This is a genomic window from Enterobacter sp. EC_64 (assembly GCF_019584165.1).
GTDB classification, from domain to species: domain Bacteria; phylum Pseudomonadota; class Gammaproteobacteria; order Enterobacterales; family Enterobacteriaceae; genus Enterobacter; species Enterobacter roggenkampii.
In genome coordinates this window covers 72,209-85,856 of record NZ_VDAS01000019.1, presented here as the reverse complement: position 1 = coordinate 85,856, position 13,648 = coordinate 72,209, and the positions used below count along the sequence as shown (strand labels likewise).

Annotated in this window: 10 protein-coding genes; 2 read left to right on the top strand and 8 right to left on the bottom strand. The window is 57.9% G+C overall.

What is annotated here, in order from left to right; genetic code table 11:
• Nucleotides 1-112 precede the first annotated feature (112 nt).
• The 7 genes from ompL to yihU all read right to left on the bottom strand — a co-directional run bounded on the left by ompL (nt 113) and on the right by yihU (nt 8,849).
• A complete protein-coding gene (ompL, locus tag FHC52_RS15935; RefSeq protein WP_039265615.1) occupies nt 113-799 on the bottom strand; it encodes a porin OmpL in 687 nt (228 codons plus the stop codon).
• A 74-nt stretch (nt 800-873) separates the two neighbouring features.
• A complete protein-coding gene (locus FHC52_RS15930) occupies nt 874-2,298 on the bottom strand; it encodes an MFS transporter (protein ID WP_063616210.1) in 1,425 nt (474 codons plus the stop codon).
• A gap of 42 nt (nt 2,299-2,340) precedes the next feature.
• Nucleotides 2,341-3,723, bottom strand: coding sequence for an MFS transporter (locus FHC52_RS15925; protein WP_126289386.1), 1,383 nt, complete (start codon nt 3,721-3,723; stop codon nt 2,341-2,343).
• A 45-nt stretch (nt 3,724-3,768) separates the two neighbouring features.
• Nucleotides 3,769-5,793 carry an alpha-glucosidase gene (locus tag FHC52_RS15920; protein ID WP_126289388.1) on the bottom strand — a complete coding sequence of 675 codons (2,025 nt, stop codon included), beginning with the start codon at nt 5,791-5,793 and terminating at the stop codon, nt 3,769-3,771.
• A gap of 16 nt (nt 5,794-5,809) precedes the next feature.
• Nucleotides 5,810-7,051: a sulfoquinovose isomerase gene (gene yihS / locus FHC52_RS15915; RefSeq protein WP_126289390.1), complete on the bottom strand. Its 1,242-nt coding sequence runs from the start codon at nt 7,049-7,051 to the stop codon at nt 5,810-5,812.
• Nucleotides 7,052-7,065: 14 nt separating this feature from the next.
• Entirely contained in the window at nt 7,066-7,941 is an 876-nt protein-coding gene (yihT, locus tag FHC52_RS15910; protein WP_126289392.1) for a sulfofructosephosphate aldolase, read from the bottom strand.
• 17 nt (nt 7,942-7,958) lie between these two features.
• A complete protein-coding gene (yihU, locus tag FHC52_RS15905) occupies nt 7,959-8,849 on the bottom strand; it encodes a sulfolactaldehyde 3-reductase (RefSeq protein WP_126289394.1) in 891 nt (296 codons plus the stop codon).
• A 155-nt stretch (nt 8,850-9,004) separates the two neighbouring features.
• Here yihU and FHC52_RS15900 point away from each other — a divergent pair, with 155 nt between their 5' ends.
• Nucleotides 9,005-9,901, top strand: coding sequence for a sugar kinase (locus FHC52_RS15900; protein ID WP_126289396.1), 897 nt, complete (start codon nt 9,005-9,007; stop codon nt 9,899-9,901).
• A gap of 34 nt (nt 9,902-9,935) precedes the next feature.
• A complete protein-coding gene (locus FHC52_RS15895) occupies nt 9,936-10,730 on the top strand; it encodes a DeoR/GlpR family DNA-binding transcription regulator (protein WP_021242785.1) in 795 nt (264 codons plus the stop codon).
• A gap of 40 nt (nt 10,731-10,770) precedes the next feature.
• Here FHC52_RS15895 and FHC52_RS15890 read toward each other — a convergent pair whose 3' ends face one another.
• Nucleotides 10,771-13,635, bottom strand: a complete 2,865-nt coding sequence (locus tag FHC52_RS15890; protein WP_220420143.1) for an autotransporter outer membrane beta-barrel domain-containing protein — start codon at nt 13,633-13,635, stop codon at nt 10,771-10,773.
• Nucleotides 13,636-13,648: the final 13 nt, after the last annotated feature.

The following is a 13,648-nucleotide window of genomic DNA, read 5'->3' as shown; positions in this document are numbered from 1 at the left end:
AACAAACGCACGAACAGCAGATGGAATTGCTAGAGTAGAAACAGGAAGGAAACAATAGCCCCCCTTACAGGGGGCATTCTAGAAAGCCACCTTCTAAGAAGGTGGTCTTTTACTAGAACGAATACCGTAGCCCTAAACGGATCCGGTACTGCTCCCGGTTGTAATCATTCCATCTGTCCAGCCACTGCAGTTCGAGGTACGGCAGCCAGTTTCTGTCGATCCTGTAACTGAATTTATTGGTAATTTCCCAGTGATGGTCTTTGCCATTTTTGCTGTGATAATCATTCACCCGCTGGAAAAAGTGCGGTTCAAAGGTGTAGAAAAATGCATCCGTTACTTTGAAATTCCAGTAGTTGGCAAATTCGTGCGTGTCGTTCTTATCCATCTGCCCGTTATAGTCCGGCGTATCGTAATTGTTATGGTTATAGCGATAGCGGAACGTCAGGTTGAACCAGTCCGTAAATTTATAATTGGTATCCAAATAAACCGCGCCACCCGAACCTGCGCTGCTGTCGTTAATCAACCCGCCGGGCTGGAAGGTGAGTTTATCGGTCGGCTTAAAGAGCGGATACCACCCCTCGATTTCGTTATAGCTGTGCTTAAGTTCATCCCATTTACCCACGTTATAGGCGTTGGTGAACATCAGTCCCGAGCCCATATCGAAGTTATAGCCCGCACGCAGGATCACCTCGTGCATCTCTGAGGCCGTATTGTAGGCTTCACGCGTTTCGACATAGGCTCCGGCAAATACCGGGCAGGACACAGACGACACGATCAGTACAGTGATGATTCTTTTCATAATTTGTCCATGTATCAGGTACAGAAAGGCCTCCCTCCTGATAAACAGGAAGGACATAGTGGCCGGATTTATTGTTATAAAGTGACTGCTGACGCTTTATTGTTGGTGGTTATCTCAGGGGTATTCGCGGTTTGTTTCTTCCGTTTTCCAATCTCCTCGATAATAAAGGCGAAGCGCGCTTCGTTGAGTTTATAAAACAGCCCCATGGTCACGGCAGCAACAATCGCCAGGCCGCACGGCCAGAGGAAAATCAGCTGACGCAAACCCAGCAGCGTGCCCGCGCTCTGTACCGCATGGGGAACGTAGCCAATCTGGGTCAGCATGATGCCGGGCAGGAAACCGGCGAGCGCGGCGGAGATTTTGCGCGAGAAGGTATAGCCGGTATACACTGACCCTTCGGCGCGAATGCCGGTTTTCCACTCGCCGTAATCAACGGTATCCGGCACCAGCGCCCAGTTCAGGCTATTCACAAATGCCGTGCCGAAGAAGGCCATGCAGGAAAACAGCACGAACAGCAGGGAGCTGGTCCCCCAGAAGAAATTCAGCACGTCGCCCACCGCCCACAGCGCCAGCCCGCCCAGATAGACCGGTTTCTTGCCAAAGCGCTTTACCGCGCCGGGCACCAGAAACACGCCAATCAGAATGCAGCCCATGCTGAAAAAGCCCATCCACGACAGCAGATGCAGATCGTTCAGCACGTACTGGGTGTAATAGACCTGAATCGCCAGCTTGATGTTGAAGGCGGCGAGGGTACACAGGTTGGCGATGCACAGCACCAGCAGCGGTGGATTGCGGAAAATCGCGCAGAATGATTTCATAATGCCGGGCTTATGGTGATCGGGCGTAAGCTCGACGTAGCGTTCTTTCACCCCGCTGTAGCACCACCACATGCAGAACAGGCCGCCGGTAACGAACACCAGCGCGGCCACCAGATAGCCGAGGGAGGGCTGGCTGACGAACAGCGCCTGAATGGGCATAAAGCCGACGGTGCAGAGTAACAGCCCCACCGTTGCGCCGCCCTGTCGCCACGCCGCCAGCTGCGCGCGCTCGTTCGGGTTTTTGGTGATGGCAGGGACCATCGCACCGTAGGCGCAGTTCATCAGGCTGTAGCAGAGCCCAAACATCATGAAGAGCACGGTGGCGAGCGCCGTTTTCACCGTCAGGCTAAAGTCGTTGGCCATAAACTGCGCCGTCGCGACCAGCGCCACCGGGACGGAGGCGTAAAGAATAAATGGCCGGAATTTCCCCCGCGCGCCGATATTACGCCGGGAGTCGAGCAGCACCCCGGTCAGCATGTCGGTAAACGCGGTGAAAAACTTCGCGACGAGGAAAATAATGCCGCCGTAGAACGCCGGCATGCCCAGTTCATCGGTGTAAAACTTCAGCAGATACAGCGTGCCAATACACAGCATCAGGTTCGAGCCAAAATCGCCCATCCCGTAGGCGCACTTCTCTCGCAGGCTCAATTTGAGGGTTAACGGATCAGTATTATGTGTCATGGTCGATCCTCAAAGCGCCCCGCAGGGCGCTCTATCACGTCATTATGCCGTACGTTTGCGCAGTTCGATCTCTTCGACGATGCGCACATACATCTTCTCGTTGAGGTTGTAGAAGCAGCCCATCGCCAAGATGGTGATAACTGCCAGCAGGCTCGGGTAGATAAATATCAGCTGCCGCAGCCCTTCAACCGTGCCACTGGATTGCACCACGTTGGGCACATAGCCGATCTGCGTGAGCATGATCCCCGGGAAGAAGCCCGCCAGCGCCTGGGAGACCTTCCTGAAGAAGGTAAAACCGGTATACACCGTTCCTTCGGAGCGCACGCCGGTGCGCCACTCACCGTACTCCACGGTATCGGACACCAGCGCCCAGTTCAGGCTGTTCACGAACGCGGAGCCGAAAAAGGCCAGGCAGGAGAACGCCACAAAGCTCACCGAGCCGCCGCCGAAGAAGTAGTTGAGCAGATCGCCCGCCACCCAAATCATCAGCCCGCTGATGTAGACCTTTTTCTTGCCGAATCGCCGCACCGCGCCGGGCATCATAAAGACGCCGATAAAAATACAGCCCATGCTGAAGAAGCCCATGTACGACAGCAGGATCGGGTCGTTCAGCACGTACTGCGTGTAGTAAACCTGAATGGCGAGTTTGACGTTAAAGGCGCCCAGCGTGCACAGGTTAGCGATGCACAGGATAAACAGCGGACGGTTCCCGGCGATGGCGCGAAACGACTGCAGCAGCCCCGGTTTTTGCGCCGGGTTAACGGGCTGCGCCTCGACGTAACGCTCGGTCACCCCCTTGTAGCACCACCACATAAAAAACAGTCCGAACAGCGAGAAGAGGGTGGCGGCAAAGATATAGCCAAGCTGGTCATTGCCTTCAATCAGGTTCATCACCGGAACAAAACCCACGGTACAGAGCAGCAGGCCCAGCGTAGCGCCGCCCTGGCGCCAGGCGGCCAGCGAGGCGCGCTCGTCCGGGTTTTTGGTAATGGCCGGTACCATCGCGCCGTAGGAGCAGTTCATCATGCTGAAGAACAGGCCGTACAGCATGAACAGCACCGTCGCCATCACCGTTTTACCGGTGATTTCAAACGGCGTGCCAACGAAGTTGGCAATCGCCAGTAAGGTCACCGGGAACGCCGCATAGAGTACGAACGGGCGGAATTTCCCTTTCGGGCCGATCCTGCGCCGGGAGTCGAGCATGATCCCGGTGCCCATATCGGTGAAGGCGGTAAAGAACTTCGCAATCAGGAAGATAATTCCGCCGTAGGTGCCCGGCAGCCCCAGCACGTCGGTGTAAAACTTCAGCAGATAAAGCGTGCCGATATCCAGCAGGATGTTTGAGCCGAGATCGCCCATCCCGTAGGCGAGTTTTTCTTTAAACGGCAGGCGCAGGGTTGCCGGATCGGAAGTATGTTGACTCATTATTGTTCTCCGTCTGCCCGCAGGTTGCCCCGCGGGCGAGCCTTATCAGATATGACGTAAGGTGCTAAACAGATCTGCCCATTCGCTGTGCTGGCGGTAGAAGACCGGCGGCTTGCCGAGCGGGGCATCTACGGTCACGTCACCGCCCCGGCAGATTTCCCCGGTCCACGCATTCACCCAGCTGTCCTGCGGCAGATAGAGCGACCAGTCGCGGCGCCCCTCTTCATGAACCGGCGCTACCAGCAGATCGCGGCCAAACAGGTACTGGTATTTCAGCGTGTAGGCGCGCGCGTCGTCTTCATAGTGCAGGAACAGCGGGCGCATCACCGGCAGGCCGCTTTTCGCGTTCTGCGCGACCGCGGCTTTGATGTACGGCTTCAGGGTGGTGAAGACGGTGGTCATGCGCGCGAAGTGCGCGATGGTTTCCGCGTCGTCGTCGAACTGCCAGTTGTCGCCGGGACGGTTGCCCTCATGGGTACGCATCATCGGCGTAAAGGCGCTGAAGTCGCACCAGCGCAGCAGCAGCTCTTTGCTGCGCTTCATCTCGAACAGGGTCGTATAGCCGCCGATGTCGCTGTGGTGCAGGCCGTGCCCGGTCATCGCCAGCGACAGCGCCGCAGGGATGACGGACGCCAGACCGTCGTCCAGGCTCCAGTCGACGTTCTGATCCCCCGCCCACATCATCACCGAGTGCTTCTGGCTGCCGGTATAGCCCGCGCGCATGAAGAACAGGATCTCGCCGAGCTTGCCGGTCTCCTGAAGCGCTTCGTAGTTACATTTGGCCCACAGGGCAGGCCAGGCGTTATGCATGATCTCCGCGCTCACGCCGTTATGCAGGAAGGTGTCGGTCGGCAGGTACTCCCCGAAATCGGCCATCCAGCCGCCGCAGCCCAGTTCGATCAGGTTCTTTTTAATGACCTCTTTGTACCAGTCGTAGGCTGCCGGGTTGGTCAGGTCGATAACGCCCGCGTAGAACTCGCCGAACTCGACGTGGTAGTCCTCGCCGTTGGCGTTTTTGGTCAGATAGCCGCGTTTCGCGGCCTCTTCGCAGAGATCTTTATCGCTGGCGACGTACGGGTTGATATAGGAGAGGAACTGCACGCCTTCCTCTTTCCACTTCGCAATCCGCGCATCAAGCTGCGGATAGAGCGCGCTGTTCCACTTCCAGTTCCACATCACGCGCTTGCCGAAGGAGGTCATGCGAATGCCGGACCAGTCCTGCGCCCAGATGCCGTTTACCTTCACGCCGCCCTCGCGCATGGCGTCGAGCTTCTGCTGGCACACCTCGGTGCCGCCCTGAATGCCCAGCGTCACGCCGTCGTACACCCAGTCCGGCAGCTCCGGCTGACGCCCCAGCAGACCGGTCAGTTTTTCCAGCAGATCGACGTACGTTTCCGCACATTCGAAGCGCAGCGTGGCGTTATCTTCCCAGAACGCCAGCTCGTGGAAATCCGGCGCGCTGAAGTCGAAGTTCATATAACAGCTGTTATCCACGTGGCAGTAGTACTTCTGGGTGCTCACGAAGGTAGGCTGCGGGAAGAAGGTCCAGTAGTAGTCGCCGCCCGCGTTCTCTTTGCAGTCGGCCTGCCAGGTGACGTAGGTCTGCTTGTTACGGCCCACACCCTGCTCGCTGGTCCACAGCGGGAACGGCTTGCCGCGCAAATCGAAATACGAGAACTGCTCGCCGCAGCCGTAAATATGATCGTCTGGCTGCGCCGCCAGCCGCAGCCAGATGCGGTTATGGCTGGCGGCGTCATTTTTCAGCTTCAGCTCCAGACGGCCTTCCGCATCCACGCCCACCAGCAGCGTCGCGCTTACCGCATCGCCGCGGGTAAAGCGGATCGCCCAGCCCGCGCTTTGCTGCGTGACGGTCGCGTCCGTCAGGGCAATCTTTTCGTTGAGCTTGTCTTTGATGCTGAAGTTGCCGCGAAACATCTCGATATCCGCCTCGCCTGCGCCAATCCACAGGCAAGGGGCATCCGCGGTGTGGGATAAAATCAGACGGTCCTGCCAGCGCAGGGTGAAGCCACTTTCGTTATTTTTCAGGTCAATATTGTGTAGGGTACGCATAAACACTCCGTCTTAATTATTTGGCCTGGCTATCCAGTAATCCGGCGGCGACGGCAGGGGCTAAGCCCGGGGCCAGCGGCAGGCGGGGGATCACCAGGCAGTGCAGCAGATGGTAAATATCCTGCTTGCCGTCCCAGACTTTGGTGGTCACTTCGTTATTGGTGTCCAGCTCCTGCCACCACGAACCGTTTTCGTAGTCCATCAGGTATTTGATGCAGTAATCCCACCACTTCTGATACCAGGCTTCGTACTTCGCCTCGCCGGTCACGGTATAGAGGGCATAGGCCGTACCCATCGCCTCGACGATTGGCCAGCGCACGCGTTCGCGGACGATTGGCTTGCCGTCCCAGCCCACGGAGTAGACAAACCCGTCGGCGCCGTCGGGTGCCCAGGCGTCGCGGATGGTGGCGTGGAACAGGCCTTTCGCATCTTCCAGCAGCCATTCCGGCGGGGTCTCAAAGCGCGCTTCCAGCGCGGCGCGCAGGTGCAACATCAGGCGGCCCCACTCAATCCAGTGTCCCGGCGTGCCGCCGTAGGCGCGGAAGCGGTGGGCGGGATTATCAATGTTGTAATCGCGGATTGGGTTCCAGTCGGTGTCGAAATGCTCGTTAACGCGGTACTCACCTTTGCGCGCCACGTCATGAATAATTACCGACGCGATGCGCAGGGCGCGGTCGAGCCATTTACGGTCGTGGGTCACGTCATAAACGATCAGGAAGGCTTCCACGGCGTGCATGTTGGCGTTACCGCCGCGGTAATCTTCCGTTTTGCTGAAGGCTTCATCCCATGACTCCAGGCACATCTGCTCCTGTTCGCTCCAGAAGTAACGCTCAATCACCTCGATGGCATCGTCCAGCAGCCTCCGCGCCTGCGGATGGCCGGTGGTGACGGCGCTCGCCGCACCCAGCAGGACGAAGAAGTGCTGATAACCCTGCTTGGACGCATCAATCACGCCTTCATCGTTAACGCAGGCGTACCAGCCGCCGTGCTGTTTGTCGCGCAGCGGGCCGTTGAGGGCATTAATGCCGTGTTCAACCAGCGTATACGCGCCGGGACGGCCCATGTTCGCCGCCACCGCGTACACGTGAAGCATGCGGGCGGTGATCCACAGATGGGTGCCCATATCGCTGCGCACCTGCCCGTTATTGCCCAGCCAGCCAAAGCCGGTCGGTACGGCGGCGTTTTTGCCGAAATCGAGAATGCGGTCGGTCTCTTGTTCGAGCCAGCGGTTGTGGCTCAGGGTGTTAAACCATTTCATGTTCGGATCCTTTCTTAACGGCGAGCCATCATTTCGTCGACGATCTCACCCAGACGCTGAAGTTTGGGGACGGAAATATCACGCAGCATCAGCTCGGTATCCGGCAGGCCAATCACCGAGGACCAGACGGCGCGACCGGCTAAAAAGCCCGATGCCCCAGCCTGCATCGCCACGCTCACGGCGCGCGGGAACAGCTTATCGTCCACGCCGGAGGAGAGGATCACCCACGGCATGGCGATGTTCTCGTTCAGCTTCTGCGAGGCCGTCAGCAGCGCCTGCTGCGTGCCCTTGCCAAACAGCGGCATCTCCACTTTGTAGAGGTCGGCACCGCTGTCGCCCAGCTCTTTGGCCGCGTCGATAATCGCCTGTTCGCGGTTAAACGCGGCACCGCGACGTGGCGGACGCACCACCGGCTCGATAATGCTCAGCAGACCGTTATCGTGGCACAGCGTATTGAACGCTTTCACCATCTCCAGGCGCTGCTGCGGATCTTCATCGCTGCGCCACAGCACCAGCAGCTTCAGTGCTTTGCCGCCATCGCGTTTAACCGCCTGCGCGTCGACGTTCTTGTCGATCGCCACGCTGTCGACCGGAATACCGTTCCCCGGAATAAATTCGTCGGCGGCCACAATCATCGCGCAGCTGTTGGCCACGGCCTGCTGCTCGACAATCTGGCGATAGCAGAACTGCTGGTCGACGAGAATGGCAGAGGCGTACGGCGACAGAATTTTTGCCGCGTTGACCTTAAAATCGGTCAGGTGCTGGTCGGTTACCGGCACCGGCGCGCCTGCGGCGGCAAACATCAGGCGCATCGCTTCGCGCTGATCCACGGCCAGCATTGCAAAACCGCCGGAAGGTCGGGTGATATCTTTCAGGGTGTACATCGTCATTCCTCAGTCCTTTCGTATCAGTGTGATTTTTTCAGCCCGGCAGATGCGCGAACCTGTTCAAGAATGGCCGTCCAGTCCTCGCGCCCGCGCCCAGCGGCGCGTGCCTGGTTGTAAACTTCGCGGGAAGCCGCGCCCAGCGGCATCGGAACGTGGAGCTGGTTGGCCACGTCGAGGGCGATCCCCAGATCTTTATGCGCAAGGTCGATCATGAAGGCGGGAGAAAGATCCCCTTTCAGCACCTTGTTCGGCCAGGATGTCGTGAAGTGGCCTTTACCCGCAGGCGTACCGCTCATGACCTTGAGCGCCACGTCAAAGGAGAGGCCAAGCGCTTCGCACAGCACGGCGGCCTCGGCGGAAAGGGCGTTCAGGGCAATGCTCATGTAGTTATTGATAAGCTTCACGCGGATGCCCATGCCTGGCCCGCCGGCGTTAATCAGCTCATTGCCCATCGCCATTAAGACCGGGGTGGCGCGCTCAACCTGCTGCGCCGTGCCGCCTGCCAGCAGGAGCAGCGTGCCGGCGATGGCATGGTCAGAGGTGCGCCCGACGGGCACGTCCATCAGGCTGAAGCCTTGCTCAGCCATGTCGCGTATCAGCGCGTCGGTTTGCAGCGGGTGAATGGTGGACATATCAATGACCAGTGCGTTGCGGGATAACCCTTCGCACACGCCGTGCTCGCCGAACAGGACGCTGCGTACCAGGTCGCCGTTTGGCAGCATGGTGATCACGAATTCGGCGTCCGTTGCTGCCTGCGCGGGCGTTGCCGCCGCCCGAGCGCCGCTTTCAACCAGCGCCTGAATCGCCTGCGGGTTTACGTCAAAGACGTTAAGCTGGTGACCTTGTTTCAACAGATTCTTCGCCATTGGCGCGCCCATCTGCCCTAAGCCGATAAATGCGATTGCTGACATGCCTTTCTCCTGTCACATCGTGTCAATTTTTGCGCGTTTATGTTGTCTGTTTTTGATCGTATTTGTAATTTATAGTCAAAAAATTGACACGGGTCACTTTTTAAACATTTGATGAAATTAAAATGAAGGCATCAGAAATCGCAGAAGGAATCACCATGACTCGCATCGTTTGTGTCGGCATTACCGTGCTGGATCGCATCTGGTATCTCGATGATTTACCAAAAGAAGGTGGGAAATATGTCGCAAAAGACTATACGGAGGTGGGCGGCGGCCCGGCGGCAACGGCGGCAGTGGCGGCGGCGAAACTGGGCGCGGAAGTGGATTTTATTGGCCGGGTGGGTGATGACGATACCGGAAGACGGCTGCTCGCGGAGCTGGAATCCCTGGGGGTGAAGACCCGCTACACGCGCGTGTTTAAGGGGGCCCGATCGTCACAATCGGCGGTGCTGGTGGACGCAAGCGGAGAGCGTGTGATTGCCAACTACCCCAGCCCCGATCTCCCTGCGGCGGCAGACTGGCTGCATGAAATCGACTTCTCTCAGTGGGATATTGTCTTAGCCGATGTGCGCTGGCATGACGGGGCAAAACAGGCATTTACCCTGGCCCGTCAGCAGGGCGTTCCGACGTTGCTTGATGCGGATGTCACCCCGCAGGACATCGCGGAGCTGATCGCTTTAAGCGATCACGCGGCCTTCTCCGCGCCAGGGCTGCGGCGCCTTACGCAGCGGGACGAAAAAGAAAATGCCCTGAGAAAAGCACAAACGCTCACAAATGGACATGTGTATGTTACGCAGGGGCGAGACGGGTGCTTCTGGCTGGAAAACGGTGCATTGTGTCATCAGCCTGGCTTTGAGGTGAACGTGGTGGATACCACCGGGGCGGGCGACGTTTTCCACGGTGCGCTGGCGGTCAGCCTGGGGCAGCAATTGCCCGCCGCAGACGCCGTGCGTTTTGCCAGCGCCGTCGCAGCGCTGAAATGCACAAAGCCCGGTGGACGCGCGGGTATACCCGACTGTGATCAAACCCGCTCTTTTTTGTCACTTTTTGTATAAAATGCGGGGCGTGATGGTTTTCAGAGGACAGCCCATGAGCCTTACCGAACTGACCGGCAACCCGCGTCACGATCAGCTGCTGACGCTGATTGCCGATCGCGGCTATATGAACATTGATGAACTGGCGCAGCTGCTGGATGTCTCCACGCAAACCGTGCGCCGGGATATCCGTAAGCTCAGCGAGCAGGGGCTGATCACGCGTCATCATGGCGGGGCGGGCAGGGCATCCAGCGTGGTGAACACGGCGTTCGAGCAGCGTGAAGTCTCGCTTACCGAAGAGAAGCGGGCGATTGCCGAAGCCATTGCGGACTATATTCCCGATGGCTCGACTATTTTCATCACCATCGGCACGACCGTGGAGCACGTTGCCCGGGCGCTGCTCAACCATAACCACCTGCGCATTATCACCAACAGCCTGCGGGTGGCGCATATTCTGTATAAAAACCCGCGCTTTGAAGTGATGGTGCCTGGCGGCACGCTGCGCCCGCACAATGGCGGGATTATCGGGCCTGCGGCAACGGCGTTTGTGTCTGGTTTTCGGGCGGATTATCTCGTCACCAGCGTGGGGGCAATTGAGCACGACGGCGCGATGATGGAGTTTGACGTCAATGAAGCCAGCGTGGTGAAAACCATGATCGCCCACGCTCGCCACATTCTGCTCGCAGCCGATCATACGAAATTTACCGCATCCGCGGCGGTAGAGATTGGCAACGTGGCGCAGGCCACGGCACTCTTCACCGATGAGATGCCTGGCTCGGCTCTGCAAACTCACCTGAAATCCAGTAAGGTTGAAATCATCCTGGCCAGTACCAGCGATGATATTGCCTGAAGCAAAAAAAGCCGCTGAGCAAACAGCGGCTTAAATATTTTTATTTGAAGCTGTATTTCACCCCTAACATCCCCTGCGTATCGCTGTAGCCTTTATCGCCTATCTGCTGAGCCACGTTGCCCCATACGCTAAGCTGCGGCGTAATCTGCCCCTCTACGCCGGTCTTGAGTTCACCGATATTGCGCGTACCACGCATGTCATTGCTGATGTCATCCATGCGGATACGCGTGGTCTGGGTGTTGTGGATCCAGTTCGCTTCGATAAACGGCTGGAAGGTCCGTGATTTACCGTCGTCAATCGCGTTATGTCCGCTGATGTAGGCCTTCACGCCGAGACGTGTCATCAGGTTGCCCTGAGTCTCGTCTTTCACCCGCGTGCCGTTGCGCTCGCGATGATCGTCAGCCTGCACGTCCATCCAAACGGCCTGCGCTTTCGGCTGGATCCAGTAGCTGTTGCGGTCGCTTTCGCCCACCTTAACGCTATAGCCCGCTTCAACAGAGGCGGTCACGCCGCTGGAACGATAACTCTCAGTGGCCTGATCCTGCCCCATTACCTTATTGTCGAACCAGTTATACAGCACCCAGCTATCAACGTAGGTGCCACTTTTATCCGCCTCGTTTGCGTACCAGGTACCGTACAGACCGACGCTATAGCCATTCACTTCACCGCGTGAGCGGTAGCCGGTCAGGCTGGAAGCGCTCCGGCTGTGGCTGTTGCCGTAGCCTGCCATCAGGCCAAGATGCCAACGGTCCAGGCCATCGGTGCTCCACTGGGCGACATCGCCACCCAGCTGCAGCACGTAGCGATTGGCGGTGGTTTTTAGCTGGCCGCTGCCGTCGTTAAAACGCGTATGACCGCCGACGTTACGCATCCACAGGCTCGTCACTTTCTGCTCGCCCGTAAGCATGTCGGTGTACTGCGTTTCACCCAGACGATCGTGCAGACGGGTCATAAACAGCGTATTGGCCGCATAGCTGTTTGCCAGATAGCTGCCAAATTCCGGGCGATACTGGTGCTCGCTTTTCGGTGGTGCGGCTGGGGGGACCGGCTCTTGCGGCGGGATCACCGGGTCAACGGGCGGATCTACCGGGTCCACTGGGTCAACAGGTGGATCTACGGGGTCGACCGGTGGGTCTACAGGATCAACGGGCTCGACCAGGCTGGTCAAAAACCAGTTTTTACCTTTTTGCACCACGTTATAGTCATAGCCCCCCGCCACGATACGGCTAGCCTTCTCAAACGTCCCCTCAGAGTTGCCGCCAACGCTGACAATTTCAATCCCTTCTACGGGTTGCGCGCCGGCACCGCCAATGTTGTTCACTTCCACCCCGGTATGACCGGAGGTGTTGCCTTCAACGATCAGTTTGTCCGTTTCCGAAGTGTCGTCAAACAGCACGGTATTGAAGACCAGCTTGCCGCCGTTGCCGATAAAATCATCCTTGATGGTCAGCGTTTGCCACGCCGCATCCTCTGCATGCTGGAAATTAATCGTGCCGCCCGCATTCAGCGTCAGGCTGGTCAGCGTGGAGCTGTCGCGCAGATTCCAGACGGCATCATTCATCGTCAGTGCGAGAGTACCGGTACCCGCGGCGTTGCTCTCAATGAAGGACGCTCCGTTCCACAGGGAGTTGTCATCCATAGTCAGCGTAATGGTACTGTTTTGTGCCGGAAGCGTGCTGGTGGCCGCGACGCCGCCTGCGGAAAGGATATCGCCGTTGAGGATGAACTTGCCTCCTGCGGACGCATCAATCACCCCGCCGTTACTGGCGTTCAGGGCATAGCTACCGCTGTCGCGCTGGCCTGCGGTGGTAATGGTTGCACCACCCGCGAGCGCTATCACGCCGCGCGACCAGGCATACATCCCGTGCGGCGCCTGCGCGGAGCTGCTGGTTTTCTCGCTGCTGTTTACCGCAATGGTGACGTTATCTCCCAGATTCACCGCACCGGTGTACGCGTAGACGCCGTGCGCACTGGCACCGTTGGTCGTAATGGTGGCGCCTTCATCAAGGGTGATGGTTGACGAGCCGGTAGAATAAACCCCGGAGGCACTGGCCGCGTCGGTGGTAATCGTCGCGCTTTCGCCTAGCTCAATTTTTGACGCAGAGCCCGCGTATAGGCCATAGGCCGATGTGCCGTACGTTTCGATGGTCGCCTCATCGCCCAGCCGGACGTATGAGCCGCTCTGGTTGGTACGAATGCCCTCAGCGTAAGTCCCGCGCGTCACAATATGCGCACGATCGCCGACGATAACGTTATTTTTTGCCTTCGACGCATCATTCAGTGCATAAGCGCTAATCCCGCGCCCGGTGCTGCCCGTGGTTTCGATATAGAGATCGTCACCCACATAAATATTGGCGGAGCCGAGAGAACCCTGACTGAAGGAGCTGTACCCGGCATTGATGCCGTCACCGCTTTGGCCGTTAACGTAGATATGGGTGCGGTCGCCGGTAATGATAAATACCGGGTTGGCCGGCGTGTTCATCCCGTGGGTACGAATACCGTCGACGTCTTTACCATTATTGGCAGCCACTTTTGACTGGGTGCGAATAGTCAGATCGTCACCAAATATCACGCCCGGGCTGCCGGACGTGGAGTTCTGAATAACGGTAACGGAATGCTCAAAGGCTTCCGCCCCAGGCCCTTCGAGGGTGATCCCATCTCCGTAAATCGGGATATTCCCCGGGCTGTACTGGTAGACATAGTTAGGATCGCCGGTATTTTTGCTAAAGTTCGCGTTTGCCGTTGCGGGTATCAGCGCCTGTATTTCTGCAGGCAAATCCGTTACCGCTCCGGAGGCAGGTAAATTAGCAAAATCTATTACCGCTGCATGTGCGGTAAATAGCGCTGACGTTAACGCCAGCGAAATCGCAGTGGCGACTGGTGAGTGTTTCATTAAATATGGCATGACTGCCCCCTTT

What these genes read in the sequence shown, in the direction of transcription:
- FHC52_RS15895 (WP_021242785.1), top strand. Translation starts at nt 9,936, where the DNA reads ATGAGCCTTACCGAACTGACCGGCAACCCGCGTCACGATCAGCTGCTG.
- FHC52_RS15890 (WP_220420143.1), bottom strand. Translation starts at nt 13,635, where the DNA reads ATGCCATATTTAATGAAACACTCACCAGTCGCCACTGCGATTTCGCTG.
- FHC52_RS15900 (WP_126289396.1), top strand. Translation starts at nt 9,005, where the DNA reads ATGACTCGCATCGTTTGTGTCGGCATTACCGTGCTGGATCGCATCTGG.
- ompL (WP_039265615.1), bottom strand. Translation starts at nt 799, where the DNA reads ATGAAAAGAATCATCACTGTACTGATCGTGTCGTCTGTGTCCTGCCCG.
- yihS (WP_126289390.1), bottom strand. Translation starts at nt 7,051, where the DNA reads ATGAAATGGTTTAACACCCTGAGCCACAACCGCTGGCTCGAACAAGAG.
- FHC52_RS15925 (WP_126289386.1), bottom strand. Translation starts at nt 3,723, where the DNA reads ATGAGTCAACATACTTCCGATCCGGCAACCCTGCGCCTGCCGTTTAAA.
- yihU (WP_126289394.1), bottom strand. Translation starts at nt 8,849, where the DNA reads ATGTCAGCAATCGCATTTATCGGCTTAGGGCAGATGGGCGCGCCAATG.
- yihT (WP_126289392.1), bottom strand. Translation starts at nt 7,941, where the DNA reads ATGACGATGTACACCCTGAAAGATATCACCCGACCTTCCGGCGGTTTT.
- FHC52_RS15930 (WP_063616210.1), bottom strand. Translation starts at nt 2,298, where the DNA reads ATGACACATAATACTGATCCGTTAACCCTCAAATTGAGCCTGCGAGAG.
- FHC52_RS15920 (WP_126289388.1), bottom strand. Translation starts at nt 5,793, where the DNA reads ATGCGTACCCTACACAATATTGACCTGAAAAATAACGAAAGTGGCTTC.